This is a genomic window from Pseudoalteromonas sp. S327 (genome assembly GCF_005886415.1).
Lineage (GTDB): Bacteria > Pseudomonadota > Gammaproteobacteria > Enterobacterales > Alteromonadaceae > Pseudoalteromonas > Pseudoalteromonas atlantica.
The window spans coordinates 1-25759 of record NZ_PNDP01000042.1 but is presented as its reverse complement, the minus strand read 5'-3'; the positions used below and the strand labels follow the sequence as shown (position 1 = coordinate 25759).

The 25759-nt window shown below is 40.4% G+C and carries 24 protein-coding genes; 14 read left to right on the top strand and 10 right to left on the bottom strand.

The genetic code is table 11. The annotated features are described in order from the left end of the window. Positions 1-447 precede the first annotated feature (447 nt). Complete coding sequence (locus tag CWB60_RS13520; protein WP_024034306.1) at positions 448-3468, top strand: TonB-dependent receptor; 3021 nt, start codon at positions 448-450, stop codon at positions 3466-3468. Positions 3469-3544: 76 nt separating this feature from the next. Here the strand turns inward: CWB60_RS13520 and CWB60_RS13515 are convergent, their stop codons facing one another. The 5 genes from CWB60_RS13515 to CWB60_RS13495 form a co-directional block, all read right to left on the bottom strand. Continuing rightward, the gene (locus CWB60_RS13515) at positions 3545-5386 is read right to left on the bottom strand and encodes a methyl-accepting chemotaxis protein (protein ID WP_138578315.1); all 1842 of its coding nucleotides are present in this window, start codon (positions 5384-5386) and stop codon (positions 3545-3547) included. Positions 5387-5543: 157 nt separating this feature from the next. Further along, positions 5544-6824: a glutamate-1-semialdehyde 2,1-aminomutase gene (hemL, locus tag CWB60_RS13510; RefSeq protein WP_138578313.1), complete on the bottom strand. Its 1281-nt coding sequence runs from the start codon at positions 6822-6824 to the stop codon at positions 5544-5546. A 35-nt stretch (positions 6825-6859) separates the two neighbouring features. Beyond that, positions 6860-7876: an aspartate carbamoyltransferase gene (locus tag CWB60_RS13505; protein WP_004587156.1), complete on the bottom strand. Its 1017-nt coding sequence runs from the start codon at positions 7874-7876 to the stop codon at positions 6860-6862. 116 nt (positions 7877-7992) lie between these two features. Next, positions 7993-8427, bottom strand: a complete 435-nt coding sequence (locus tag CWB60_RS13500; protein ID WP_024034304.1) for a CopD family protein — start codon at positions 8425-8427, stop codon at positions 7993-7995. Positions 8428-8434: 7 nt separating this feature from the next. Beyond that, positions 8435-10117: a chloride channel protein gene (locus CWB60_RS13495; protein WP_055252948.1), complete on the bottom strand. Its 1683-nt coding sequence runs from the start codon at positions 10115-10117 to the stop codon at positions 8435-8437. Positions 10118-10365: 248 nt separating this feature from the next. Here CWB60_RS13495 and erpA point away from each other — a divergent pair, with 248 nt between their 5' ends. Further along, on the top strand, positions 10366-10704 hold the full coding sequence (gene erpA, locus CWB60_RS13490; protein ID WP_002958911.1) for an iron-sulfur cluster insertion protein ErpA: 339 nt from the start codon (positions 10366-10368) through the stop codon (positions 10702-10704). Positions 10705-10752: 48 nt separating this feature from the next. On the opposite strand, the gene CWB60_RS13485 is transcribed toward erpA, so the two are convergent. After that, entirely contained in the window at positions 10753-10941 is a 189-nt protein-coding gene (locus CWB60_RS13485; protein WP_138578311.1) for a hypothetical protein, read from the bottom strand. Positions 10942-11440: 499 nt separating this feature from the next. Here CWB60_RS13485 and CWB60_RS13480 point away from each other — a divergent pair, with 499 nt between their 5' ends. Then, positions 11441-11680 carry a helix-turn-helix domain-containing protein gene (locus tag CWB60_RS13480; RefSeq protein WP_004587151.1) on the top strand — a complete coding sequence of 80 codons (240 nt, stop codon included), beginning with the start codon at positions 11441-11443 and terminating at the stop codon, positions 11678-11680. A gap of 71 nt (positions 11681-11751) precedes the next feature. On the opposite strand, the gene CWB60_RS13475 is transcribed toward CWB60_RS13480, so the two are convergent. From CWB60_RS13475 to CWB60_RS13460, 4 genes are read right to left on the bottom strand one after another with little or no spacing between them, the layout of a single operon-like run. Further along, the gene (locus tag CWB60_RS13475; protein ID WP_138578309.1) at positions 11752-13131 is read right to left on the bottom strand and encodes an AmpG family muropeptide MFS transporter; all 1380 of its coding nucleotides are present in this window, start codon (positions 13129-13131) and stop codon (positions 11752-11754) included. 46 nt (positions 13132-13177) lie between these two features. Next, complete coding sequence (locus CWB60_RS13470; RefSeq protein ID WP_004587149.1) at positions 13178-13795, bottom strand: peptidylprolyl isomerase; 618 nt, start codon at positions 13793-13795, stop codon at positions 13178-13180. A 2-nt stretch (positions 13796-13797) separates the two neighbouring features. Further along, a complete protein-coding gene (locus tag CWB60_RS13465) occupies positions 13798-14358 on the bottom strand; it encodes a YajG family lipoprotein (RefSeq protein ID WP_138578307.1) in 561 nt (186 codons plus the stop codon). A gap of 1 nt (position 14359) precedes the next feature. Then, a complete protein-coding gene (locus CWB60_RS13460; protein ID WP_024034301.1) occupies positions 14360-15502 on the bottom strand; it encodes a methyltransferase in 1143 nt (380 codons plus the stop codon). Positions 15503-15544: 42 nt separating this feature from the next. On the opposite strand from CWB60_RS13460, the gene CWB60_RS13455 reads away from it, so the two are divergent. From CWB60_RS13455 to nqrM, 11 genes are all read left to right on the top strand, one after another. Continuing rightward, on the top strand, positions 15545-16156 hold the full coding sequence (locus tag CWB60_RS13455; RefSeq protein WP_138578305.1) for an alpha-ketoglutarate-dependent dioxygenase AlkB family protein: 612 nt from the start codon (positions 15545-15547) through the stop codon (positions 16154-16156). Between the two features lie 55 nt (positions 16157-16211). Continuing rightward, complete coding sequence (locus CWB60_RS13450) at positions 16212-16523, top strand: BolA family protein (protein ID WP_004587145.1); 312 nt, start codon at positions 16212-16214, stop codon at positions 16521-16523. Positions 16524-16647: 124 nt separating this feature from the next. Next, complete coding sequence (gene fabV / locus CWB60_RS13445) at positions 16648-17841, top strand: enoyl-ACP reductase FabV (protein WP_024034299.1); 1194 nt, start codon at positions 16648-16650, stop codon at positions 17839-17841. A 353-nt stretch (positions 17842-18194) separates the two neighbouring features. Further along, positions 18195-19538 (top strand): Na(+)-translocating NADH-quinone reductase subunit A, encoded by a 1344-nt coding sequence (locus CWB60_RS13440; protein ID WP_004587143.1) that lies wholly within the window; start codon positions 18195-18197, stop codon positions 19536-19538. Between the two features lie 3 nt (positions 19539-19541). Beyond that, complete coding sequence (locus CWB60_RS13435; protein WP_004587142.1) at positions 19542-20744, top strand: NADH:ubiquinone reductase (Na(+)-transporting) subunit B; 1203 nt, start codon at positions 19542-19544, stop codon at positions 20742-20744. Then, the gene (locus CWB60_RS13430) at positions 20737-21489 is read left to right on the top strand and encodes a Na(+)-translocating NADH-quinone reductase subunit C (protein WP_004587141.1); all 753 of its coding nucleotides are present in this window, start codon (positions 20737-20739) and stop codon (positions 21487-21489) included. The genes CWB60_RS13435 and CWB60_RS13430 overlap by 8 nt, the downstream gene beginning before the upstream one ends. After that, positions 21489-22121, top strand: a complete 633-nt coding sequence (locus CWB60_RS13425; RefSeq protein WP_004587140.1) for an NADH:ubiquinone reductase (Na(+)-transporting) subunit D — start codon at positions 21489-21491, stop codon at positions 22119-22121. Before CWB60_RS13430 ends, CWB60_RS13425 begins: the two co-directional genes overlap by 1 nt. A 10-nt stretch (positions 22122-22131) precedes the next feature. After that, complete coding sequence (gene nqrE, locus CWB60_RS13420) at positions 22132-22740, top strand: NADH:ubiquinone reductase (Na(+)-transporting) subunit E (RefSeq protein ID WP_004587139.1); 609 nt, start codon at positions 22132-22134, stop codon at positions 22738-22740. Positions 22741-22758: 18 nt separating this feature from the next. Then, positions 22759-23988, top strand: a complete 1230-nt coding sequence (gene nqrF, locus CWB60_RS13415; protein ID WP_004587138.1) for an NADH:ubiquinone reductase (Na(+)-transporting) subunit F — start codon at positions 22759-22761, stop codon at positions 23986-23988. A 97-nt stretch (positions 23989-24085) separates the two neighbouring features. Next, complete coding sequence (locus CWB60_RS13410; RefSeq protein WP_138578303.1) at positions 24086-25117, top strand: FAD:protein FMN transferase; 1032 nt, start codon at positions 24086-24088, stop codon at positions 25115-25117. A 162-nt stretch (positions 25118-25279) separates the two neighbouring features. Next, positions 25280-25492: a (Na+)-NQR maturation NqrM gene (gene nqrM / locus CWB60_RS13405; RefSeq protein WP_004587136.1), complete on the top strand. Its 213-nt coding sequence runs from the start codon at positions 25280-25282 to the stop codon at positions 25490-25492. Positions 25493-25759: the final 267 nt, after the last annotated feature.

The window sequence follows — 25759 nt, the reverse complement described above, 5'->3', positions numbered from 1 at the left end:
AAACCTTAATAATAAAACCGCTAACTCAGCGGTTTTTTTATATTTGCTTCACTATCTAGCAATCAAAATTTGAAACTAAATAAATTTTAATTACTTTTATTAGCTTATTTTCTTATAAATAAATTAAAAAGCAGTAAGTATAATTAGAGTAAAGTAGCACTTTGCGAGATTAAAAATAAGATCATTGTAACGAGTATGTTAATAGTTTAATTAACTGAATTGTTGTTAATTAATTGTCTGTTTTTGTTTCTTTAAATTAACATTGAGAATCTTATATTTCACAAATAAACATGTAAAAATAAATTTAAGCTGTTGTTTTTAAATTATTTTTATTTCTATTTTATCTTTATTTAATTAACATATTTACAATTTGTACCCTTTTGTTACCCTCTGTATGCATTTTGTATAAAGTGCAAAAATAATTATAAACTTAACAGGGATAAGAGTATGAAAAATATTTTCAAAAAAAATCTTACGGCAATAGCGGTTCTCGCTTCACTAGGTGTAGCGCTTCCAGCAGTGGCATCTGATGTTGTAGGTTCTATCGATAATATTTCTACTACAGCAGGGTATACCGTAACAGTAAAAAATCCTGCAACAGGGTTAGAAAGAACATTAAATATTTCTGAAGACGGTTCATTTCGATTTGCTTCATTGCCTTCAGGTAGCTATCAAATACAAATCTTAAAAAACGGCGCCGTTGTAGCTGAAGATAGTGTGCGCGTTTCATTAGGTGCTAATGCAAAAGCGAGCTTTGATTTAGCACAAGTCAGTGATTCCGGTCCTGAAGTAATTCAAGTATTAGGCGCTCGTATTTCTTCGATTGATTTAACAACTGCCGATTCTGGCCTAGTTATTACAGATGCTGAAATAGACCGTATGCCGATAAACAGAGACCTTACCTCGGTTGCATTGTTGGCACCAGGAGCTGTTAAAGGAGACAGTGCTTTTGGTAATACTGCGTCGTTTGGTGGCTCATCAGTAGCTGAAAATGCATGTTATATTAATGGCTTAGAGGTTACTAATACACGCCAAGGCCTTGGTTGTGGTGAAGTACCGTTTGAGTTCTATGACCAGTTCCAAGTTAAAACGGGTGGTTACTCTGCCAAATTTGGCCGCGCAACCGGTGGTACCATAAATACAACTACTAAAAGTGGTACAAATGAGTGGGAATTTGCGGCAGTTGTGCAATTTCAACCAGACTCTTTGCAAGAAGAGGGAAGTATTTCTCGTGGTAACAATGGCGCAGGTCAAATATTTAGAGATGAAAGCTTAGACACTGATAGCAAAACAGATGTGACTATTTCTGCTGGTGGTCCTCTGATTGAAGACACGTTGTTTTTCTATGGATTAATTAACCCAAGAGATACTGAGTCTACATACACGTGGGGTGGAGATGAATTTTCGCCAAACGATCAATACCGAAATGAATCAGCTTCTGGTGGCGATAATTTATTTTGGGGCGGTAAGCTTGATTGGGATATTAATGAAAACCATAGGTTAAGCTACTTTGCCTACTCTAATCGTCGTGATATTGAGCGTTCAGTGTACGAATACAATAACGGTACTGTGGGCGATCGTATCGATGGTGCCATTTTAAAGCGTGGTGGTGAAGCGCAAAGCTTAAGTTATACGGGTGTTTTAACCGAAGACCTAGTTGTTACTGCTATGGCTGGTAATATTAAAACAGAATATGAAACGCAATCAGAAAACTTGGTTTGTCCATCTATTACCGACTCTCGAGGTACTGCTAATCCAATCACTGGCTGTGGTGCAGGCGGTAGCTTTGGTGCCAATAATGATGAAAATACCCAATATCGCTTAGATGTTGAATATGTATGGAATGACCATGAAATAACATTTGGTATCGATTACCAAGAGCGTAAGTCTGAGAATATAAGTAGTCCTATTGGTGGCCACAGCTATGATTACAGAACTCTTGCAGATAATGGTAGTTGGCAAGCCGATAATGGCGCACTAACAAATAACACTGGTGCCGCGCTTGACTATGTTGAAGACCGTATCTTTGATGGCGGCGGCAGCTTTGAATCAGAGTTAACAGCTTACTACATAGAAGATCAGTGGCAAGTAACAGAGGATTTCTCAGTTAAAGTTGGCTTACGTATTGATGAGTTTGATAGCTGGGGTACGACTGGTAAGTTACTAACTAGCTTTGAAACAGATATTGCACCTAGACTAGGCTTCACTTGGGATCCTACAGGTACAGGCGACACTAAAGTTTATGGTACATATGGGCGTTATTACTTACCCGTAGCCAATAATACTATTTTTAGAGCCGCATCAGGGGTTAGTGATATAACCACAGCTTATACGTATACTGGTGTTGATTCACAAACTGGCGCACCAACAGGCCTAACGCCATTAGCTGACACGCTTGGGAATGGTGGTATTCAAAACTCACAGCAAGTGAGTGGTGTACCGGTTATACCTGAAAAAGATATCTTCCAAGCGCAAGAGGCTGATCCATTCTCTAAAGATGAATATATTATAGGTATACAGCAAGCTTTAAATGATGAATATACAGTAGGTGTTAAAGGTATATACCGCGAAGTTGCAACAGCATTAGATGACTACTGTGGGCGATATGCATACCCTTACTGCGTAATGATAAACCCTGGCGATTCGTCTAGCTGGTACAGTGACGGTTACTACTGGAATGGAACCGATTGGGGAGATTCATCATTCAATAACGACGGTGTTCCAGATAGTGGTTCTTTAACTACCTATTCAGCAGAAACAATAGGCCTACCTAAAGCAAATAATGAATACACCGCTGTAGAGTTTAGCCTTGACTATAAAGCTGACACTATTCGTTATCAGTTTGGTTATACATGGGCTAGAAGTGTAGGTAACTTTGAAGGTGCTGTTAAATCAGATATTGGTCAAGCAGATGCGGGTATTACCCAAGACTTCGACTTCCCAGCAGTTATGGATGGTTCTCAGGGCTATCAACCTAATGATAGACGCCATACATTTAAATTCTTTGGTAGTTGGGAGCCAATGGAAGACTTAACTGTAGGCTGGAATGCTACTTTACAAAGCGGGCGTCCTAAGAGCTTATTTGGTCAAGGCTATCCATCTACCGATCCAAATTTAAATGGTGGTTGGGGTGATACTTTCTACATTTATACTAATGAGTGTCCGGATACAAATGGCAACGGCGACTGTGATCAAGATGAGAAAATCTATGAAAAACATAGCCGAGGCACAAATGGCCGTACACCTTGGGTATTTAACTTAGATTTATCTGCTGCATATGATTTCACAGTATCTGATATCGACATGCGTGCATCGGTTAATGTATTTAACATTTTCAACTCGCAAACAGAGTCATCACTGAATGAACACTATGAGCAAAATGAAGGTGAAGTAAATGCGTACCATGATGCTGCATACTCTTGGCAAACACCACGTTACGTTCGTATAGGTTTGGAAGCTCGCTTTTAATACTTATTAATAACTAACCTTAAAAACCCTTCTTAATCGAAGGGTTTTTTGTAATTTAAAAGCATTTTTATTATTTTCAAGATTTAAAAAACTGCATTGATTTAGTTAAGTCATCAGAGAGCTGACTAAGTTGCTGTGCGTCTTGCAGTGTAGATTGTGCAGAGAGAAGAGTTTGATCTGCTAAGTTACTTACTTCTTGTGCATCACTTAATGCTTGGGTGGTTGCGTTAGATTGCTCTTTAACCCGCAGTGCTATCTCTTCGCCTTGGTGTTTTATATCGCCCATGCTTTGCTCTGCACTTTGTAAAATATCGTTTGTTTCGGTGGCGGCGTTTACCGATTGTTCCATCTTCTGGACACTTGAGCGCATTTTTTGTTGTGTATCGTCAGAGGCCTGCTGAAGTGAGCTAATAATTTGGTGAATTTCTTGTGTTTGAGTTTGTGTACGCTGTGCAAGGGTTCTTACTTCATCAGCTACCACGGCAAAACCACGGCCATGTTCACCGGCTCGTGCGGCTTCTATTGCTGCGTTTAGGGCTAATAAATTAGTTTGATCGGCTATTTCGCTAATGCCTTTGCTTACTTTACTAATTTCTTGGCTATCTTGAGCTAGTCTATCTAAGGCTTGTTGGCTTTCGGTAAATTCAACTTGGAGGTCTTGCATGTATTTGGCAAGTTCCATGGTGTTGTTAGAGCCTTGCTTTACATGCTGCGCGGCATCTTGTGCTGTTAACATTGCTTGATTAGCAGACTCTTCTACACTCACTGCACTTTGCTCCATATTACTTAGTGCATCATGAATAGCGTTTACCCGTATTTGCTGTTTTTCAACATCGTTACTCGTTTGGCTGCTTGCCTGTGAAAGCGATTTAGTGGCGCCACATAGCTCCACAGTGCTTGCTTTTACATTCTCTAAAAGTTTTGAAAAAGCATTAAGAAGTGCGTTATATCGCGCTGCAATAATATCCATTTCATCGTTAGTACTTGAGTTGATAACCGCATTTAAATCGCCATTTGCTGCACTTTGCGCAGCTTCGGCAAAGCGATTAATGGTATCAACTACCGCAAAATAAAAACCAACCATTAAGTAAAATGCAATCAATAAACTAATTAATGATGCAGCCAATACAGTGTTTCTTGTCAAGCGTTGCGTGTTCAGTTTTTCATTTATTAGCGATTCAAGGGTAGGGATGCTTTTATCAATTAGTTGGCTAATACGACTAAGCACTTGGCTGGTAAGCCCTGCAAATTCGTTTTGTGTAAGCTGTATATCATCTGGTTCAAGCAGCTTTTTATCAATGGCTGTTTTAAAAGCGGCTATGGCGTTATGTAAATTAGTGAGAGAGGGCGTGAGTGCTTTATTTACAGATGCATCGGCCGTGGTGGCAATTGTAAGTATTTTATCGAGTTGCTGCTGGTATAAAGGGAGCGACTTACTTAAGTTTGAAAGCGCAATAAAAGTCTCTGGTGTAAAACGCTGGTTAGTAAGAACAGTATTAGCGCTTTGCGCTGTCGCATTTATCTGCATGATAAGCGCAGGTATAGGCGTAACTAATGCGCGATTAACATAAGCACTCGCAAGTTGGTTATCTAAGGCTAAATTAGACTGTATTGAAACCAGCTCAAGTACGTCATTTATTTGCTCATCTTTTACATTAAAACCACGTGCTTTAGCTACTTTTACATTTTTATAGGTTCCACCCTGCATTTGATTTGCAAGAATGTCTCTGTAGCTCAGTAATCCTTGTTTTTGCATTTGAGAGACGCTGATACTCTCGCTTAATAAAGAGACTAAAAAAAACAAACTAAGCGCAAGGGGTAATAATAAAATACCAAAAACTAAACCAATTTTAGTTTTATATTTTAAGTTGCCCATTAATGATATAGCAGGTGCTGCTAAGTGCCTTAAGCTCGTCATACGTTTCTCTTGTGGGGTAAAAGTGAGTCTAAAAAGTGAGACCGTATAAAGGCTAAAAACCATTCAATTATCAATACGCACAAATAAAAAAAGCCCGTAAGGGCTTTTTTTAACTACAGAGTTAATAACGCATATTATTAACACATGTATTGGATGCTTATAGCTTAGCGAAGGCGCGCTCTGCAGCTTCAATAGTCGCTTGTACTTCTTGCTCTGTGTGCGCAGCACACACAAAGCCTGCTTCAAATGCAGAAGGTGCTAGGTATACGCCATCTTCCAGCATTAAGTGGAAAAAGCGTTTAAAGCGTTCTAAATCACATTCTGTAGCTTGTTTATAAGTGGTTACTTTTTCTGCTTCAGTGAAGAAAAAGCCATACATACCGCCTGCGTAGTTAGTGGTTAAAGGTATGCCTGCTTTTTTAGCGCCTGCTTCAAAGCCTTCACAAATAGCTTTAGAAATAGCTTCTAACTTATCGTGCAAACCTGGCTCACTTAATAGCTCAAGCGATTTTAAACCCGCAGCCATTGCAATAGGGTTACCAGAAAGAGTACCAGCTTGGTAAACCGGACCTACTGGCGCAATGTAATCCATAATTTCGGTTTTGCCGCCAAAGGCACCAACAGGCATGCCGCCGCCAATGACTTTACCTAAACATGTTAAGTCAGGTTTTATGTTGTAATACGCCTGAGCGCCACCTAAAGCAACACGAAAGCCGGTCATTACTTCGTCAAAAATAAGCACTGATTTGTACTCATCACATACTGCCCGCAAGCCTTCTAAAAAGCCTTCTACAGGAGGAATACAGTTCATGTTACCCGCTACTGGCTCAACGATAATACAGGCAATGTCGTCTGCGTATTTTTCAAATACAGCTTTTACTTCATCAAGGTTATTAAACGATACGGTAAGCGTGTGCTTTGCAAAATCCTCAGGGATACCGGGTGAATTTGGCACACCCATGGTTAATGCGCCAGAGCCTGCTTTTACTAATAATGAGTCGGCATGGCCGTGGTAACAACCTTCAAACTTAAGGATTTTATCACGCCCTGTATAGCCACGTGCTAAGCGAATGGCGCTCATTGTGGCTTCGGTACCCGAGCTTACCATACGTACTTTTTCGATTGAGGGAACAAGCGCTTTTACTTTTTCAGCCATTAAAATTTCGGCTTCAGTGGGCGCCCCATAACTTAAACCGTTTTCTACCGCTTCGTGAACAGCTTGCTTTATAGCTGGGTGGTTATGGCCCATGATCATCGGACCCCACGAACCTACGTAATCAATATAACGGTTGCCATCGGCGTCAAAGGTAAAGGCACCCTCGGCTTTGGTAATAAATAGTGGCGTACCACCTACACCGTTAAATGCACGTACAGGTGAATTTACGCCACCAGGAATTGAAGTTTGTGCACGATTAAATAAATCTTGGCTAATTGTCATGAAAAATCCTATTAGTTGTCGCTTGGTAAAAGTGTTTAGCTGTCGCGTTTGCGGCTAAACCAAGGTACGTCTACTTCATATTGCTCGACTTTGTTTTCTACGCCGAGGGTTAAAGCAAACAGTGCCATACGAATTAACACGCCATTTTGTACTTGGCGGAATATAGCTAAATTGTCGTTACTGTTTAAGTCGTTATCAAGCTCATTAGCTTCTAAACGGCTATCGCGTGGGAGCGGGTGCATAAGCACAGAATTTGGCTTACAGTGCGCGTTATAAATTGATTGGCTAATTCTAAAGCCGCCACGGTATTTATTAGCTTCTTCTTGTGAAGGGAAGCGCTCTTCTTGAATACGTGTTTGGTACACAATATCGGCTGCTAAGTTCCCTTCCATTTTGTTGACTAATTGTATTTTATGGCCTGCATTTTCTACCGCATCTAAAATGCTCGTTGGCATTTGCAGGCCATCGGGCGCCACCATCGAAAATTTTACGTTTTTGTAATGGCACAATAATTTAGATAATGAATGTACTGTGCGGCCATATTTTAAATCGCCAACTAAGGCGATATGCATGCCATCAATGTTTTGATCAAATCGGTTTAGTTCGCGCTCAATAGTAAGCAAGTCAAGTAGAGCTTGAGTAGGGTGCTCGTTAGGGCCATCACCACCGTTAATTACCGGTACGGTACAACCGTCTGCAAATTCGCTTACCGAGCCTGCATCAGGGTGGCGCATAGCGACGGCATCAGCGTACGCTGAAATAACGCGCGCAGTGTCGTAAAGCGATTCGCCTTTAGCAAGTGCTGAGCTTTGCATGCCGGTTGTTTCGCGCACGCCACCGCCTAATAAATTAAAGGCAGTACCAAAGCTTACACGCGTACGCGTGCTTGGTTCAAAAAACAAATTAGCTAAAATAGCGCCTTCTAGCACTGTTGTTTGCTTTTGTTTTTTAGCATAAGGCTCCATTTTTTTCGCTACTGCAAAAATACGCTCAATGCAGTCTCTGTCGAGTTGATTTACCGACAGTATATGTTCACCTTGGAAACTTAACATGGGGTTATTCCTAATCAATCAAAGGGGCGCGATAATCCATAAAAATGGGGCACGCAATCGCGCGTGTTATAGCAAGTATTGTAAATTGCAGCGCAGTTTAACATGCGCTACACAGCTTATAAATTAGGTTTTATTACCGCAAGCGCAACAATAATTAGCAGCGCAATAACTGGGAGCTCATTAAAAATACGATAAAAACGGTCCGTTTTGGTATTTCTGTCGTGTTTAAAGTCGCTCAGTAATTTAAAGCAGTAGCCGTGGTATAGATATAAAATAATGACCAGTACCAGTTTGTAGTGCAGCCACATGCTGTATCTAAACCACTCACGGCCATATTCTACAATAGTGAGTACACCAAAAACGGCCGTTAAAATAGCAAACGGGGTAACAAAAAAGAGTAGCCGACGCTCCATTACTTTAAGCATTGAGTTACAGGCTTTTTCTTCGCTCATTGCGTGGTATACAAATAACCGAGGTAAATAAAAAATACCGGCAAACCAAGCAATCATAAAAAAAATGTGCAGTGTTTTATAAATTAGTAAAGCGCTCATAAGAATCCTAAAGTAGGCTGTTACGAATAGTTAAAATATTATTTATTTGATCCCAGCGTAATAGCCCCATTATTTGCTGATCATCTAGCAAGTTGTATACATACAGGGCGCCGCTGCGTTTATCTTTTAAAATATCAAAGGCATCAGCTAAGGTCGACTGGCTGCTAATGCCTTGTAAACTAATGTAGTTTATATTTATGTTTTCGCCCGACATCAGGGTAAGGTCGTACTCTGCTAGGCGATAGCCGTTTTCTTCATCGTAAACTATTAAAGGGGTTTGGCTGTCCATGGCGTCTAAGGTGTTTTTAATTTGCTCTTTATCGTCTGAATAAAGCAGTTTAAAGTCCTCATCCATATCATCCATTATGCCCACTTTTTGTAGCGCCTCCGTCGCGGGCGATACATGATAGGGTAGCCCCTGAAAATCAAGCTGTTGCAAAAATATAGACCGATTGCCAAATACTTGCAGCGCCGTTACATAGGCGGTTGTTATCACTAACATGGCCGGTACAATAATCTCTGGCGAGGACGTAAGCTCCATCACAGTTGTTAATGCTGCTAAAGGCGCATGTAATGTAGCCGCGAGTAACCCTGCCATTCCTAATACGCCGTATGTGCCTGCAATGTCAGCACCTGGGCTTATAAATTGAGCAAAAAAGGCCATTAAAGTACCTGTTAATACACCTAGCCCAATAACGGGACCTATTAAGCCACCCGGTATTCCTAGGCCAATGGCAAACAGGGTCGCCAGCAGTTTAGCTATTAAAATAGTGGTAAGTAGCTGCGCGTTTTCAGGCGATTCAACCGCAATAGTAATCGCACTCATACCCGAACCCATCGCTTGGGGCACTGCATAGGCAATAATACTCGCAATACAACCTGCAATGAGTAAACGAGGAAACATGCTTAAAGGTTTAAATGTTTTTATGATCAGCATTAAATTTTGATTAAAGCTATAGGCAATTGCCCCTAAGGCCATGCCACATAAAATTAAATATGGGTAATGCCAACCACTCAATGGCGTAATGCTAATAAGTGCAAGCTCTGAGCCTTCACCAAACACAAATTGAGTCGCTAATGCACCAGTTAGTGCGGCAAGCATAATTGGTACAAAAATATGCACTTTGTACTCACGTAGCACCACTTCCATTACAAAAATAACCGCAGCCAGTGGGGTATTAAACGAGGCCGCAATACCAGCGGCGACACCACAGCCACTTAATGTACGCATGGCGTTATGCGGTAAATGAAGTTTATCGGCTAATATACTTGCGCCAGTGGCGCCCATATGAACAGATGGCCCTTCGCGGCCAACCGAAAAACCACTAATAAGTGCCAGTGCACCACCAACAAATTGATTTACAGTGTTGTAAAGCGGCATTTGCCCGTAGTGGCGTTTAATGCGATGAATAACAAAAGGAATGCCTAATCGGTAGTGCTTAAAGCCAGTAAATGCAGCAAATGTAGCAATCAGTAGCGCAGCAATCAACGGCATTAAAACTCGTTCAAGAGTGGGGATAGTAGTAAAATTATCGGGAGTGTCTAAAAATAAGCTTTGAAAAAACAGAATCGTTAAGCGAAATAAAATAATAAAAAATGCAGCAATTAAACCAGCACTTACGCCTAATAAGCATAATTGCACAGAGGTTTTTGGTTTTGCTAATCGACGCCTGAGTTGCTCAAGCCACATGCTGTATTCTCCGCCACATTTTTTCAGCGAGCAGTTTAACAAAAGTGTGCAGGTAAGTCCTTGTGATTTTGCAATTTTAAACACTTATATTAACAAATATTACAGCAATCACTGAAAACACATTTTGCTATCGTATCGGCTAAAGCAATAGTTAAAAGCCTAAGATAGCACAAGAGATGTTTGACTATACTTGATTAAAACACTCGGGTATTAGATAATCACGCCATTGCGATATTGAGGGTTTTAAAATGTCTGAAGAATTACCAATAAAGTTCAGCGATGCAGCTGCTGTTCGTGTTAAACAGTTAATCGACGAAGAAGAAAATCCAGATTTAAAACTGCGTGTTTACGTAACAGGTGGTGGTTGTTCTGGTTTTCAATATGGTTTTACTTTTGATGAAAAAGCAAATCCTGGCGATTTAGAAATAGTTAAAAATGGTGTAACCTTGGTTATTGACCCAATGAGTATTCAGTACTTAGTTGATGGCGAAGTGGATTACACCGAAGGGTTAGAAGGCGCACGCTTTTTTGTATCTAATCCTAATGCAACGACTACCTGTGGGTGTGGTGCAAGTTTTAGCGTTTAAGCAATTTACGCTTAGCTATTAAAGCCGCGTTAGCGGCTTTTTTAATGCCTAAAATTCAATTGGGCTGTAATGGGTAAACTGCATTATTAATACAAAAAAGCCTAATATAAAAGCAGAAAAGGCAAGTATGTATAAAAAGCCTTTTTTACCTTGTTTAATGGGTACTCCGTAGTGACGTAAAAACAAAAACCATAAAAAGCATAGTAAAATAGGCAACAAAAATAAGACTCTAAACATACTTCCTCTTTAGTCCCTTAGTTAGGGAAAAACGTTATTTATGGGAACTTTTTTACCCTTACTGTTGTTTAAACATCAATACAGCAAGGTTATCTGCACGTTAATTTGTAACAAAGTGCTTTTATCTTACAATTAATTTTTTAGGAAAAAACTTAATATTTTTGGTACGTTAACTTAAATATTCAGCATAAGTAAAGGTTAGTGGTTGGGTAAATTTATGCAAGCTATGTAATTAATTATTTAACCGAACTGTTAATAGTATATAATGTATCCAAGAGTGAGACGGGCAAAATTTCACTCTTAATAAAAATAAACCTATATCCTATTTTTGCGGGTTAGCACTGAATAGATTGGTAGGTTGAATAAGTAGCAATACCTTTGCTTATTTAAGCAATAGCTTGCTATTGAGTAATGTAGTGGGTATCTGCTTATATGCCTCCAATCATTGTGTGACTACTGCTTTGACGGGTATGTCATATCATCTAGTAGGAGATGTAAAATGATGGGCAAGACTGTTTCTTCTGAAGAAAACGAAAAGCTAACTAAATGGCTTAAAACAAAACGCCATGAAAAGGGTCATACAATGCGTAGCCTGGCACAAGTGCTAGGAACACCTCACTCATTTATCGGTAAGATTGAAAATCAAGAACGCCGCTTAGATGTTATTGAGTTTGTACGTTACTGTAATGCACTTGAAGTTGATCCGCATGAAGCGCTAGGCTTAATTAAAGCGGATTAATATTGTTTTGCTTAGGGTGTTATAAGGGGCACTTGAACGGCCTAAGCAAATCACGTTAATGCAGGGATGCATTACATATTTTTATGGTAATTTTGCTCTAACTGATAGAGCTTATGCCTAATCAAATATAAAAACACCAGCGAAGGTATTACCATTAATGCCGTTAACACAAAAAATAATGCCCAATTTCCCATTAGCCAATCATCAATAACTACACCACTGTAACTTGAAAGCAATGTACGCCCTAAATTCCCAAGTGAAGCCAGTAATGCATAATGTGTTGCACTAAATGCTCGGTCACATAACATCGATATAAATGCCACCATAGCCACTAACGACCAAGCCTGAGTAAAGCCATCAATTACAATAGCAAAAGCGTATAAGCCCAAATTAGGGCCAACCAGCGCAATAGCCGAAAATGCTAAATTAGACCCCGCCATAGCAACGCCACTTATAAATAACCCTTTTACAATGCCGTACTTTTGATTGAACAAGCTGCCCACAAAGGTAAAAGCAATGGTGAGTACTGCAGTGCCTACTTTTGAAAAAGTAGCTATGTCGCTGTTGCTAAAGCCTATTTCTTTATAAAAAACAATCGACATACGCCCTAAAAAAGCTTCGCCTATTTTAAATAAGAAAATAAATGCTAATAAGGCAAGGGCTGTTTTAACCCCATTTTTAGCAAAAAAGGTTTTAAAGGGATCAACCACTGTAACGCCAAGCCAAGCAATCACTTTAGTAAAGGGCGTTTGCTTAATGCTGGCTAGTTTTTCAAGGTATACGCGCTCAAGCTCTGCGTGAACAGCTTCTCGGTTTGATTTAGGCTCTTTGGCAAACAACACGCCGCTCATTAGTATCAACATAACAGCGGCTAAAAAGTAATACACTTGTGGCCAATCTAAAGAGGGGATATCGGCCATGTAAAAAGGAATAGCACCCAGTAATGCGTAACCTGTCCACCAACCCGATGTGGCCATAGCAGCAGCTGCAGTGGCTTTATGAGATTCGTTTTCGCTTAACGTGTCTATTCTAAAAGCATCAATTGCTATGTCTTGTGTGGCAGAGGCGACTGCGATGAGTAAACATAAGCCGGCGGCAATCGCTAAGTTTGCTTTTAAATCAAGCCCCGCTAAAAGCAGTGTGCCAATAAACATAAAGCTTTGGCAAAATAAAATCCAGCTGCGACGTTGCCCAAACCATTTGTACAATAACGGCAGTTTGGTTCTATCAATAAGCGGCGACCACATAAAATTAATGCTATATGCGCCAAATACAATACCAAATAAGCCAATCATACTGCGGCTTAGGCCTCCGTCTTTTAGCCAAGCCGACATCACAGAGCCAATCAGTACCCATGGAAAACCACTGCTCATACCAAATATAAAAATATTGATTAAACGTTTATCTTTAAAATACGAGAAATATTCGCTTACTGAGAGGGTTTTGCTCATAGGGCCTTCATTGGCGTTGGGTGCAACTTAGTTGCACCTCAGTGTTTTATAATGGGGTTTGCTCAAGTACTTTAATATTTAAAATAACAACAGGCGTTTTTGGTACAAAGTCGTAGCCAATTTTTTCATTAAAGCCGGTTTCTACAGCCATAATTTTATCTAGCGTGTCGTAACCATCCATTACATTGCCAAACACGGCAAAGCCCCAATCTCTACCTGGGTTTAAATGATCGTTATCATCCATATTAAAAAAGAATTGGCGAGTTCCCGAGTGCGGTTCACGGTCTTGATACGCCATAGCGATGCTGTACATATCATTTTTTAAACCGTTGCCACTTTCGTTAAATATAGGGTCGTTTTCGTGTAAGCCATCAAGGTCTTTATCGTAGCCACCACCTTGTATTACAAAGTCACGGTCGTTTTCAACATCACGTTCTACACGGTGGAATATACTGCCTTGGTAACTTTTATCCATTACGTAGGTTAAAAAGTTATTTACCGTAATAGGGGCTTTTGAGCGGTCTAGCTCAACCACAATGCTACCCAATGACGTGACTATTTCTACACGCGGAAAAATATTGTCTTTTTGAACAAAACGGCCTTCTTGCGCGGCAAAGGTGCTTACACTAAATAGTAGGCTTAAGCAGATTAAAAATCGTTTCATTGTTAACCTTCTAAAAATTCAATTAATTCTGGGTCCGATACAATGCGGGTTATAATTTGTTCCGTCAACTTATTGAGTTGACCTTCAATTTTGGCGCGATCATGGCTCAGCGGCCCTTCTAAATTAGCACTGCCACGATACACTTTACTAAAATTGCTGGTAGAGCGAATGACCCGTACGCCTAGCTCAATGTGCGCTTCGCTGGTATGGCTCATGAGCTTTTCAGTCACCTGTGCTTGTAAGGCATGAATGTCTAGTTCAAAGCGGGTTGTTGCTAGGTTTGAAATACTTGCCCCGTTACGGTTTAGCGCGCTATCTAATACGCTTTTAACAGAGGTTACAATATCTTGGCTGGCAAAGGTCTTGGTTTTGTCCGACTCAACAAGCTTAAGGGTGGCGCTATCACCACGTAAATCAATAACGCTGGTACTTAAACTGGCTGAAATAACGCTAATTTGGCCACTTTTATAAACCGGGTTTAATATCACTTGGTTTGGCTGGTTACTGCATGCGCTAAACACCAGCATGGAGTAACAGGCTAAAATAAATTTAGTTAATTTCATTTTATAGCATCCCACTATTTTTAGTTGCGCTGAGCACTACAAACTTTTTGTTTGAACCTAATAGCTTACAGTTACCAAACATACGATTTAATTTATCGTGATAATCTAAATGACGATTACCAATAATACGCAGCTCGCCACCTTCTTTTAATGTATCTTTTGCTTGTTTAAACATTTGCCACGCAATGTGGTCGGTAACAGCTTGGGCTTGGTGAAATGGAGGGTTACACAACACCATATCTACACTGTCTCTTGCAAAGCCGGTTAAACAATCGTTTTCTATAAATTGGCAATCATCAAATTTATTTGCTTGGTTAAGTTCTACATTTAAACGTGCAGATTCGACCGCCATGTACGACTCATCAACAAAGGTTACCGACGCATTTGGACAGCGTGATAACGTCATTAAGCCCACCACACCATTACCACAACCTAAGTCGATAATACTTTTTGCTTTTGAGGTTTGCGGCAAGTAATTAAAAAAGAACCGTGCACCTATATCTAACGAATCGCGCGAAAACACATTGGCATGGTTCGTTATATTAAAATCAGTGCCTTCAAGCTGCCAACTTACCGGGAAGTTAGCTTCTTTATAACCGCCTTTAGCTGTACTTAATATTAAACGCGACTTTTTAACGGCCAAACTTGTTTTGGTTTCGCCAATAAATTGCTCAAACGCTTTTATAGTTGAGTTATGAATTTCCTTTGTTTTACCCGCGGCAATAACCGGTGTGCCAGGGGCAAGTACTTCACTCAACTCGCTTAATTGAAACTGTAAAAACCCGACGTTACGCGGTATTTTTATAAGTACTAAATCAACCTCTTCAGGCAGCGCAGATAAGCTATCTAACTGTGTAAATTGGGCTGTTGATAGTTTATTTTCTTTTAAATTATAGGCTGCAGCTTGGTGGCTAATATAAGAATCGTTAACTGAACAAACCGTTAATTCACTAAAATAACAGGCAAGGGCACCAAACGCGTCGTTTAAAATTAGTAATGAGCGACAATCAGGGTGATGTTCGTTAACATAATTGATAAGGTACTCGTCGGCCGAATCCCACGCTTGTAAACTGCGGTTTTTTTGATCCAAAGGGAAACGTTCAAGAGTAAATGTTTTATCGCCTAGCTGGGCTTGCGTCGTCATAATGGTTTGTTGATCAGTAATCTAATGTAGGTAAATTCTAACATGCAACGGCAAAACGCCAACCCCCAACAGTTACCAAACGGCTTTTCTTATCAAAGTAAGGCGCTTAGTGCGCAAAAAAGCCTCGATTTATTTTATTATTTACAAAAAAATCTTAATTGGCAGCAGCCTAATGTCACTGTGTATGGCAGAACAGGGCCCATTCCACGTTTGCAATGTTTTATGAGCGACTTAAATATTGAAAATGGTTACTCACACAGTAAACAAACAGTAGAGCCGTGGGATGAAGTGCTTTTAGCAATGCGAAAACGTTTAGAGCGACATTTAAATAAGCCGCTTAATTCGTTATTAGTCAATTATTACCGTGATGGTAACGACACCATGGGCTGGCACAGTGATGATGAAATAGAACTAGGCCCTGAACCTACCATTGTATGTATATCGCTTGGTGCTGAGCGCGTACTCAAATTAAAACAAAAAGCCACCAATAAAGTCACCGACTTAAAATTACAAAGCGGTAGTTGCTTAGTGATGAGTGGGCATAGTCAGCGCGACTACCAGCACGCAATCCCCAAACAAACAACGCTTGCTCACCCACGGATCAGCTTAACGTACCGCTTTATTGAGCACATTAAGCAAAAGCAATTTAGTTAGTTAAATTAACTTGTTATAGTAGCTGCACAAATCAGTGACTAAATATGGTGTTTTAATGTCAATGCAACAACAAATTCAAGACAAGCTTAGTAGCGCGATTGCCTGTAAGCATTTAAACGTAATCAACGAAAGCCATATGCACAGCGCCGGTACTGAGTCGCATTTTAAAGTAATTGTGGTAAGCGAAGAATTTGCGGGTAAACGATTACTGCAGCGCCACCGCCAAATTAACGAAGTACTAAAAGATGAGCTAGCAAATCATATTCATGCCTTAGCGATTCATACGTACACGCCAGATGAATTTTCAGAGCAAGGTGGCGAAGCACCTGACTCTCCAAATTGTATGGGCGGCTCAAAGCTAAATTAACCACAATGTACGTTAGCCAATATAAATAGGGGTATTTGATCAGGTTTAACTGATCAGATCAGTGTTTTTAGTATTAGCCTTTAAACTAGCGCTAATTTTTATTGTAAAAGATATAGGATGATCAATGGTCATTAAGCCTAAAATTCGTGGATTTATTTGTACTAACGCACACCCTGTAGGTTGTGCAGAGCATGTTCAAGAGCAAATTAACTATGTAAAACAACAAGGCGAATTAAAAGATGCGCCTAAAAATGTACTCGTAATTGGTGCATCTACTGGTTACGGCTTAGCGTCTCGTATTACGGCGGCATTTGGCGGTGGGGCTAAAACACTGGGTATTTTCTTTGAAAAAGAAGGTACAGAGCGTAAAACAGGTTCTGCTGGTTGGTACAATACAGCAGCATTTCAAGACGCTGCAGATGAAGCTGGGCTTTGGTCAAAAAATATTAATGGCGATGCGTTTTCTAACGAAATTAAGCAAAAAGCAATCGAGACAATCAAAGCAGATTTAGGCAAAGTAGACTGTATTATTTACAGCTTAGCATCGCCTCGTCGTACCGATCCAAATACAGGTGAGGTGTATTCATCTACACTTAAACCTATTGGCAGTGCTGTAACCACAAAAAATTTAAATACGTCAAAGCGCGAAATTGACGAAGTAACAGTAGAAGCCGCAAGCCAAGATGACATCGACAACACCATTAAAGTGATGGGCGGTGAAGATTGGGAAATGTGGATTGATGCATTAAAAGAAGCAGACGTACTAGCCGATAACTTTAAAACCACGGCTTATACTTATATAGGTAAAGAGTTAACGTGGCCAATTTACGGGCACGCAACAATAGGTAAAGCAAAAGAAGATTTAGACCGTGCAACTGCCGCAATTAAAGAATCGACAAAAGATTTAAATGGTCAAGCCTATGTGTCGTCTTTAAATGCTGTTGTTACTCAGGCAAGCTCTGCTATTCCTATTATGCCGCTATATATCTCTGCTTTATTTAAAGTAATGAAAGCCGATGGCACTTATGAAGGCACCATTGAGCAAATTCATGCTTTATTTAGCGAAAACCTATACGGTGAAAACCCACGCTTTGACGAGGGCGGCCACTTATTCCAAAACTACAAAGAGCTAGAGGACGATGTACAAGCACGTGTGCAAGCTGTTTGGGATAAAGTAGATACGAGCTCAATTGATGAGCTAACCGATTATGTAGGCTACCATAACGAATTTTTACGTTTATTTGGTTTTGGCATTGACGCTGTTGACTATGAGCAAGATGTAGATGCAGTGAAGCCAATTGCAAACATGATTGACTAATCATACTTTGTAATTATAAAAAGTCGCTTATTGCGGCTTTTTTGCTTTTAGTGTTTTAGATATTTTGTGGCAGTTAGGTGCTTAGGCTACCACTTTGGTCTACCTTGATTTTTATTTAAAACACTTAACAAAACTAAATAAGCGTTTCTGTCGTATAATTTTCATAAATACACTCGCATAGTCGTACATAATGATGTTAAAATCGAAGCAATATGTGAGGAGTTTTACTGCGTTGCTTGTTTGATATTCCTAGCAAGTTGTTCTTTTGTACCTTGATATATCTTGGATAACTCAAGTGGCGACGTGGTTGATACGATTTTTCAGTTTCTTTCCGTTAATTAATGCAAGTGCGTATGATCAACATAAAAAAAGGTCTGGATTTACCCATAGAGGGCGCGCCTCAGCAAGTTATTCATGATGGTTCTGCCATCAAACGTGTAGCTGTGCTAGGTGAAGAGTTTATCGGTATGCGTCCAACCATGCATGTTCGTGTGGATGACCAAGTCAAAAAAGGCCAGGTACTTTTTGAAGACAAAAAGAACCCAGGCGTCCTATTTACTGCACCAGCTTCTGGTACAGTAAAAGAAATTAATCGTGGTGCTAAACGTGTGCTGCAATCTGTTGTTATTGAAGTAAACGGCAGTGAGCAAATCACCTTTGACTCTTTCAATGCAGATGAGCTTGCAAGCTTATCGCGTGAAAAAGCCAAAGAAGTACTTGTTCAGTCAGGTCAATGGACAGCACTTCGTGCTCGCCCATTTAGCAAAATAGCTGCGTTGGATGCAAATCCTAGCTCTATATTTGTAACCGCTATCGACACAAACCCTCTTGCTGCAGATCCTGCAGTAATTATTGCCGAAAATGCAGCTGCATTTGAAGCCGGGCTTGCTGTTGTTTCGCGTTTGACCGATGGCAAAGTATTTGTATGTAAGCAAGCTGGCAGTCAAGTTCCTAGCTCGTCTATCGCTCAAGTAGAAGTACATGAGTTCGGTGGCGTGCATCCAGCAGGCTTAGTTGGTACTCATATTCATCACCTTGATGCAGTATCTGTTAATAAACAAGTTTGGCATATTGGTTACCAAGACGTTATCGCGTATGGTCACTTATTCCTTACTGGTGAAATCAACACAGACCGTGTTATTTCGCTTGCAGGTCCTCGCGTTAAAAACCCTCGTTTAGTGAAAACACAACTAGGTGCTTCATTAGATGATTTAGTGGCAGGCGAATTAGAAGACGGTGATAACCGTGTTATTTCTGGTTCTGTTTTATCTGGCGCTATTTCTTCAGGTCCTCATGCATTCTTAGGCCGCTACCACGTTCAAGTATCTGTTTTACTTGAAGGTCGCGAAAAAGAGCTGTTTGGTTGGATTGCACCAGGTAGTGATAAATTCTCTGTAACGCGTACATTCCTTTCTCACCTTGCACCGAGTCGTTTATTTAAAATGACAACGTCTACAGGTGGTTCAAAACGTGCCATGGTACCAATTGGTAGCTACGAGCGCGTAATGCCGCTAGATATTTTGCCAACCCTATTATTACGTGACTTAATTTCACGTGACTTAGACAGTGCAATTTCATTAGGTGCGCTTGAACTTGATGAAGAAGATTTAGCGTTATGTACCTTCGTTTGTCCGGGCAAATACGAGTATGGTTCTATCCTACGCGATTGCTTAACAACGATCGAGAAGGAAGGCTAAGAGATGGGTTTAAAGAAATTTTTAGAAGACATTGAGCCGCATTTTGAACCAGGTGGTAAACACGAAAAATGGTACGCCCTGTATGAAGCAGCCGCGACTATTTTTTACACGCCAGGTTATGTAAATAAAGGCGCAACTCACGTTCGCGATAATATCGACCTAAAACGCATGATGATTTTAGTGTGGATGGCGACGTTCCCAGCTATGTTTTTTGGTATGTTCAACATCGGTCATCAGGCCGCGGGTGCTTTAGCACAAGGTTTTGAACTAGCAAACTCTTGGCAGGTTGGCTTGTTCCAGTTATTTGGTGGTGAATTAACCGCTGAGTCGGGCTGGGGCGCTAAAATGTTCTACGGGGCATGTTTCTTCTTACCAATATACGCCGTTACTTTTGCAGTAGGTGGTTTTTGGGAAGTACTATTTGCTTCTGTGCGTAAGCATGAAGTTAACGAAGGTTTCTTCGTAACCTCTGTATTATTTGCACTTATTTTGCCTGCGACTATTCCTTTATGGCAAGTGGCGTTAGGTATTACGTTTGGTGTTGTTATTGCTAAAGAAATCTTTGGTGGTACAGGCCGTAACTTCTTAAACCCTGCATTAGCGGGCCGTGCGTTCTTATTCTTCGCATACCCTGCACAAATTTCAGGTGACACAGTATGGACTGCAGTAGACTCGTTCTCTGGTGCAACTATGCTAGGTCAAGCGTTTGTAGGCACTCTTGATTACAGCAACATGGAGCTATGGTGGAATGCGTTTTACGGTTTCATTCAAGGTTCTGTAGGTGAGACATCTACGCTTGCTGTGCTTATTGGTGGCTTATTCTTAATTTACGTTCGCATCGCTTCTTGGCGCATTGTACTAGGTGTATTCCTAGGTATGGTGGCAACTGCATTCTTATTAAATGCGGTTGGCTCTGAGAGCAATCCTGTATTTGCAATGCCTTGGCATTGGCATTTAGTACTGGGTGGTTTTGCGTTTGGTATGTTCTTTATGGCTACTGACCCTGTATCAGCTGCATTTACCGATAAAGGTAAGTTCGCATACGGCGCGCTTATTGGCTTTATGGTAGTTATGATCCGTGTAGTAAACCCTGCTTTCCCAGAAGGCATGATGCTAGCAATCTTATTTGCTAACTTATTTGCTCCATTGTTCGATCACTTTGTAGTGCAAGCTAATATCAAGCGGAGGTTGGCACGTAATGTCTAGTAATAACGAATCAATCGGCAAAACGTTAACGGTTGTTGTAGCACTATGTTTAGTGTGTGCAATTATTGTATCGTTTGCTTCTGTACAGCTTCGTCCTTTACAGCAAGCTAATAAAACTCAAGATATTCAACGTAATATCTTAGCAGCAGCTGATATTGAAATCGCAAACTCTGTATCTGACACATTCGATGGCAAAATCGAAGCACGTGTTGTTGATATGGACACTGGCGAATTTGTTGAAGATGCTGATCCAAACTCATTTGATTTCGAAAAATCGAAATTCGATCAACAAAGAAGTTTTGCACTTAAAGCAGAAGGGATTAAGGACATCGCTGGTATTCAGCGTATGACTAAAAACTCGCCTGTTTACATCTCTAAAAAAGAAGATGGCTCTACAGATGCAATCATTTTACCTATCCAAGGTTACGGCCTTTGGGGTGTAATGTATGGTTTCTTAGCGCTTGAAAGCGATGGCGAAACAGTTAAAAACATCAACTTTTACAAGCATAGCGAAACACCAGGCCTGGGTGGCGAAATTCAAAACCCACAATGGACAGCTAAATGGCAAGGTAAAGAGTTACCTATTAACATTATGAAAAGCGGTGCTAGCAACGAACATCAAATTGATGGTTTATCAGGTGCTACACTAACTTCTAATGGTGTTGATCACACAGTTGACTTTTGGACTGGTGAAAACGGCTTTGGTCCTTTCCTTGCGAAGGTACGTGAAGGAGCGTTGAAATAATGGCTGATACTAAAGAAATGAAGTCGGTCCTATTTGGTCCGGTTTTAGCTAACAACCCAATCGCATTACAAGTACTAGGTATTTGTTCTGCTCTGGCGGTAACGTCTAGCTTAAAAAATGCCTTAATCATGTCAATTGCTTTGACATTAGTAACGGCGTTTTCTAGCTTGTTCATTTCAAGCATTCGTAACCACATACCTTCATCAGTACGTATTATCGTACAGATGACGATCATTGCTTCACTAGTAATTGTTGTAGACCAAGTATTACAAGCATTCTCTTACGCTACGGCGAAAGAGCTTTCTGTATTCGTTGGCCTAATCATTACTAACTGTATTGTAATGGGTCGTGCTGAAGCGTACGCAATGAAGTCGCCGCCACTTATGTCATTTTTAGATGGTATTGGTAATGGCTTAGGCTACTCAGTGGTATTACTTACTGTTGGTTTCATTCGTGAGCTATTTGGTAAGGGAACACTATTCGGTGTTGATATTATCCCATTAGTACAAGATGGTGGTTGGTATCAACCTATGGGTCTATTGATTTTACCACCGAGTGCATTCTTCATCATTGGTTTATTCATATGGGTACTTCGTACTTATAAGAAAGACCAAGTAGAAGCTAAAGCGTAAGGGGCAAGCAGTGGAACATTATATTAGTTTATTTGTAAAAGCGGTTTTTATTGAAAACTTAGCTTTAGCTTTCTTCCTAGGTATGTGTACTTTCTTAGCAGTATCTAAAAAAGTAACTACATCAATTGGCCTAGGTGTAGCCGTTATTGTGGTACTGGGTATTTCTGTACCAGTAAATAACTTGGTTTACCATGCCGTACTTGCACCGGGTGCATTAGAGTGGCTTGGTTACCCTGAAGCAGACCTTAGCTTTTTACGTTTCTTAACGTTCATTGGTGTTATTGCAGCACTTGTGCAAATTTTGGAAATGGCATTAGATAAGTTTTTCCCTGCACTTTACAACGCATTAGGTATCTTCTTACCACTAATCACAGTTAACTGTGCGATTTTTGGTGCGGTATCATTCATGGTTGAGCGTAACTATAACTTCGGCGAGTCTGTTGTTTATGGTGTTGGCGCTGGTGTTGGTTGGGCGCTTGCAATTACATTACTTGCAGGTATCCGTGAGAAAATGAAATATTCAGACGTGCCAGATGGCCTACGTGGTTTAGGTATTACCTTCATCACTGTTGGTTTAATGGGTCTTGGCTTTATGTCATTCTCTGGTATTTCACTGTAAAGGTAGCGAGGATAAATCATGAGTTATGAGATTTTCTTAGGCGTTGGTGTTTTCATCGCTATCGTTGTACTACTAGTTTTAGTTATCATTGGTGCTAAATCTAAGTTAGTTGCAAGTGGTGACATCATCATCGGTATTAATGGCGATCCTGACAAAGCCATTAAAACATCAGCAGGTAGCAAGCTTTTAGGTGCGCTATCTGAATCAGGTATTTTCGTATCATCTGCATGTGGTGGCGGTGGCTCTTGTGGTCAGTGTCGTGTACACATTAAAGAAGGTGGTGGCGATATCTTACCAACAGAACTTGATCACATTTCTAAAGGTGAAGCCCGTGAAGGCTGTCGTTTAGCGTGTCAGGTAAATGTTAAAAACGACATGGAAATTGAACTTGAAGAGTCAATTTTCGGTGTTAAAAAATGGGATTGTGAAGTTATCTCTAACGATAACAAAGCAACGTTCATTAAAGAGCTTAAGCTACAAATTCCAGATGGCGAATCAGTGCCTTTCCGTGCGGGTGGTTACATCCAAATCGAAGCGCCTGCTCACCATGTTAAATACGCAGATTTCGATATTCCTGAAGAGTATCGTGGCGACTGGAATCACTTTGGTTTCTTCGACCTGGAGTCAAAAGTAGACGACGAAACAATTCGTGCATACTCAATGGCTAACTACCCAGAAGAAGAAGGCATTATCATGCTTAACGTGCGTATTGCTACGCCGCCGCCAAGAAACCTAAGCCTACCATGTGGTAAAATGTCATCGTACATTTGGTCACTTAAAGCAGGCGACAAGGTAACTATTTCAGGTCCATTTGGTGAGTTCTTCGCTAAAGACACCGACGCTGAAATGGTATTCGTAGGTGGTGGTGCAGGTATGGCACCAATGCGTTCACATATCTTTGACCAACTTAAGCGTTTAAACTCTAAGCGTAAGATTAGTTTCTGGTATGGTGCGCGTTCTGAGCGTGAAATGTTCTATGTTGAAGATTTCGACGGCTTAGCAGCTGAAAACGATAACTTTGTATGGCATACCGCATTGTCTGACCCACAACCAGAAGATAACTGGGAAGGTTACACAGGCTTTATCCATAACGTACTTTATGAAAACTACTTGAAAGATCATGAAGCGCCAGAAGATTGTGAGTTCTACATGTGTGGTCCTCCAATGATGAACGCGGCTGTTATCGGCATGCTTAAAGACCTAGGTGTAGAAGACGAAAACATCTTACTAGATGACTTCGGTGGCTAACACCCATATCAAAACAGCTTAGTTTTGGTTAAAATACGGGCCTCGTCGCACTTTGTGCTACGGGGCTTTTTTATTTTATTTTACATGGGCTAATTTAATGAACAGAGTAAGCAGTTCTCAAGGCGCTATCAGTATTTTTTTATTAACTATAATGCTATTTATCTCTGGCTGTGGGGCTGAAAAAACTCCTCAGGAGGTATTTTTAGAAGGCAAAACGATGGGCACCACCTATCATATTAAATACTTTGCCGACGATAAAAGCGTCGATGCCACTAAATTACAGCAGCAAATAGATACGCAATTGAAAGCGGTTAATCAGTCTATGTCTACGTATATCCCCGATTCTGAAATTAACACATTTAATAAATTACCCGCCAACCAGGTTATGCCAATTAGTGAAGACTTTAGGGCTGTGGTGAGTGAATCGATTCGTTTAGGTAAGTCGACCAAAACGCTCGATGTAACGATGGGCCCGTTAATAGATTTATGGGGCTTTGGACCTGATAAAAAACCAACTAAGCGCCCAAGTGATGAAGCACTTGCTGCAATGATTGAAAAAATTGGTGTAGATAAACTTAATCTTACTGAGCAGGGCCTTGCTAAAACAGTTGATGGTTTAGAGCTGTCGTTTTCGGCCACAGCGAAAGGGTATGGCATTGATAAAGTAGCGCAATTACTTGAAAGCCAAAATATTAGTAACTACATGGTAGAAATAGGTGGGGAGCTGCGCATTGGCGGTGAAAAGCCAAATAACCAAGATTGGAAAATCGCGATAGAGCAGCCAGATGCGCCACCAGGCGAGCGAAAAGTGCACCGTGTATTAGCGCCCGGTACGAATGGCATTGCAACATCAGGCGACTACCGTATTTTTTATAAAATGGATGGCGAAACTTACACTCATTTAATTGACCCAGTAACAGGCATGCCAATCAAACATGACTTAGTGTCGGTTACTGTATTACATCCTAGTGCAATGACCGCAGATGGCTTAGCAACCGCATTAACGGTTATGGGAATGGACGATGCTAAAGCATACGCTGAAAAGCACGATTTACCTGTGTACTTAATGGCTAAATCAGACAAAGGCATTGTGACTTACGCGAGCACTGCATTTAAGCCTTATTTGTAATATAATGGCGTTTAGCTAAAACTTTATTAGTGCTAAACGCATATTACAACCGATTTTTTGAAATAGACTTCTCTCGCATCTATGTGGGTTTTGGGTGTATAATTTAGCGGTCGCTCAACAATGTTTGAGCATAATTTATTGCTGATCAATAGGGGCTAAGCAATGTCACTTTTTCTTCTTACATTTGGTTTATTAATTTTAATCGTGATAGCTATGGCTGTTGGTATGATCGTGCAAAGAAAATCTATGGCAAGTAGTTGCGGTGGATTAGGCTCGGTAGGTATTGATAAAGCCTGTGATTGTGACGATCCATGTGATAAGCGTAAAAAGCGTATGGCTAAAGAGCAAGCCTGGAAAGAAAACCAAATTATTTAAGCAGTAGCTTAATGACAAAAAGCGCCTTATGGCGCTTTTTTTGTACCTGTATATTTAGTACTCATACCTTCTTTTAATTAAACACAACCTTAATGTATTAGACCAAGGTCTATAGTTTAGTTTTTTTCACCTATTAGGTTTATTTTTCTCGTTTGTCAAATTGGAGCTAACACTCTAAAGTTTAACCATAGACACAGAGCAAGGCTCCAGTCATAAGCTTGAGGCATAAAAGTTAGCCTCGCTTAAAAGAATCTTTATATTGTGTGT

Excerpts from the sequence above, each read along its gene's own strand:
- hemL (WP_138578313.1), bottom strand. The coding sequence starts at position 6,824 with ATGACAATTAGCCAAGATTTATTTAATCGTGCACAAACTTCAATTCCT.
- CWB60_RS13440 (WP_004587143.1), top strand. The coding sequence starts at position 18,195 with ATGATCAACATAAAAAAAGGTCTGGATTTACCCATAGAGGGCGCGCCT.
- CWB60_RS13455 (WP_138578305.1), top strand. The coding sequence starts at position 15,545 with ATGCAACGGCAAAACGCCAACCCCCAACAGTTACCAAACGGCTTTTCT.
- CWB60_RS13515 (WP_138578315.1), bottom strand. The coding sequence starts at position 5,386 with ATGACGAGCTTAAGGCACTTAGCAGCACCTGCTATATCATTAATGGGC.
- CWB60_RS13505 (WP_004587156.1), bottom strand. The coding sequence starts at position 7,876 with ATGTTAAGTTTCCAAGGTGAACATATACTGTCGGTAAATCAACTCGAC.
- CWB60_RS13520 (WP_024034306.1), top strand. The coding sequence starts at position 448 with ATGAAAAATATTTTCAAAAAAAATCTTACGGCAATAGCGGTTCTCGCT.
- CWB60_RS13410 (WP_138578303.1), top strand. The coding sequence starts at position 24,086 with ATGAACAGAGTAAGCAGTTCTCAAGGCGCTATCAGTATTTTTTTATTA.
- CWB60_RS13430 (WP_004587141.1), top strand. The coding sequence starts at position 20,737 with ATGTCTAGTAATAACGAATCAATCGGCAAAACGTTAACGGTTGTTGTA.
- CWB60_RS13450 (WP_004587145.1), top strand. The coding sequence starts at position 16,212 with ATGTCAATGCAACAACAAATTCAAGACAAGCTTAGTAGCGCGATTGCC.
- nqrM (WP_004587136.1), top strand. The coding sequence starts at position 25,280 with ATGTCACTTTTTCTTCTTACATTTGGTTTATTAATTTTAATCGTGATA.
- CWB60_RS13465 (WP_138578307.1), bottom strand. The coding sequence starts at position 14,358 with ATGAAATTAACTAAATTTATTTTAGCCTGTTACTCCATGCTGGTGTTT.
- erpA (WP_002958911.1), top strand. The coding sequence starts at position 10,366 with ATGTCTGAAGAATTACCAATAAAGTTCAGCGATGCAGCTGCTGTTCGT.
- CWB60_RS13460 (WP_024034301.1), bottom strand. The coding sequence starts at position 15,502 with ATGACGACGCAAGCCCAGCTAGGCGATAAAACATTTACTCTTGAACGT.
- CWB60_RS13480 (WP_004587151.1), top strand. The coding sequence starts at position 11,441 with ATGATGGGCAAGACTGTTTCTTCTGAAGAAAACGAAAAGCTAACTAAA.
- CWB60_RS13435 (WP_004587142.1), top strand. The coding sequence starts at position 19,542 with ATGGGTTTAAAGAAATTTTTAGAAGACATTGAGCCGCATTTTGAACCA.
- CWB60_RS13485 (WP_138578311.1), bottom strand. The coding sequence starts at position 10,941 with ATGTTTAGAGTCTTATTTTTGTTGCCTATTTTACTATGCTTTTTATGG.
- CWB60_RS13500 (WP_024034304.1), bottom strand. The coding sequence starts at position 8,427 with ATGAGCGCTTTACTAATTTATAAAACACTGCACATTTTTTTTATGATT.
- fabV (WP_024034299.1), top strand. The coding sequence starts at position 16,648 with ATGGTCATTAAGCCTAAAATTCGTGGATTTATTTGTACTAACGCACAC.
- CWB60_RS13470 (WP_004587149.1), bottom strand. The coding sequence starts at position 13,795 with ATGAAACGATTTTTAATCTGCTTAAGCCTACTATTTAGTGTAAGCACC.
- CWB60_RS13425 (WP_004587140.1), top strand. The coding sequence starts at position 21,489 with ATGGCTGATACTAAAGAAATGAAGTCGGTCCTATTTGGTCCGGTTTTA.
- CWB60_RS13495 (WP_055252948.1), bottom strand. The coding sequence starts at position 10,117 with ATGTGGCTTGAGCAACTCAGGCGTCGATTAGCAAAACCAAAAACCTCT.
- nqrF (WP_004587138.1), top strand. The coding sequence starts at position 22,759 with ATGAGTTATGAGATTTTCTTAGGCGTTGGTGTTTTCATCGCTATCGTT.
- CWB60_RS13475 (WP_138578309.1), bottom strand. The coding sequence starts at position 13,131 with ATGAGCAAAACCCTCTCAGTAAGCGAATATTTCTCGTATTTTAAAGAT.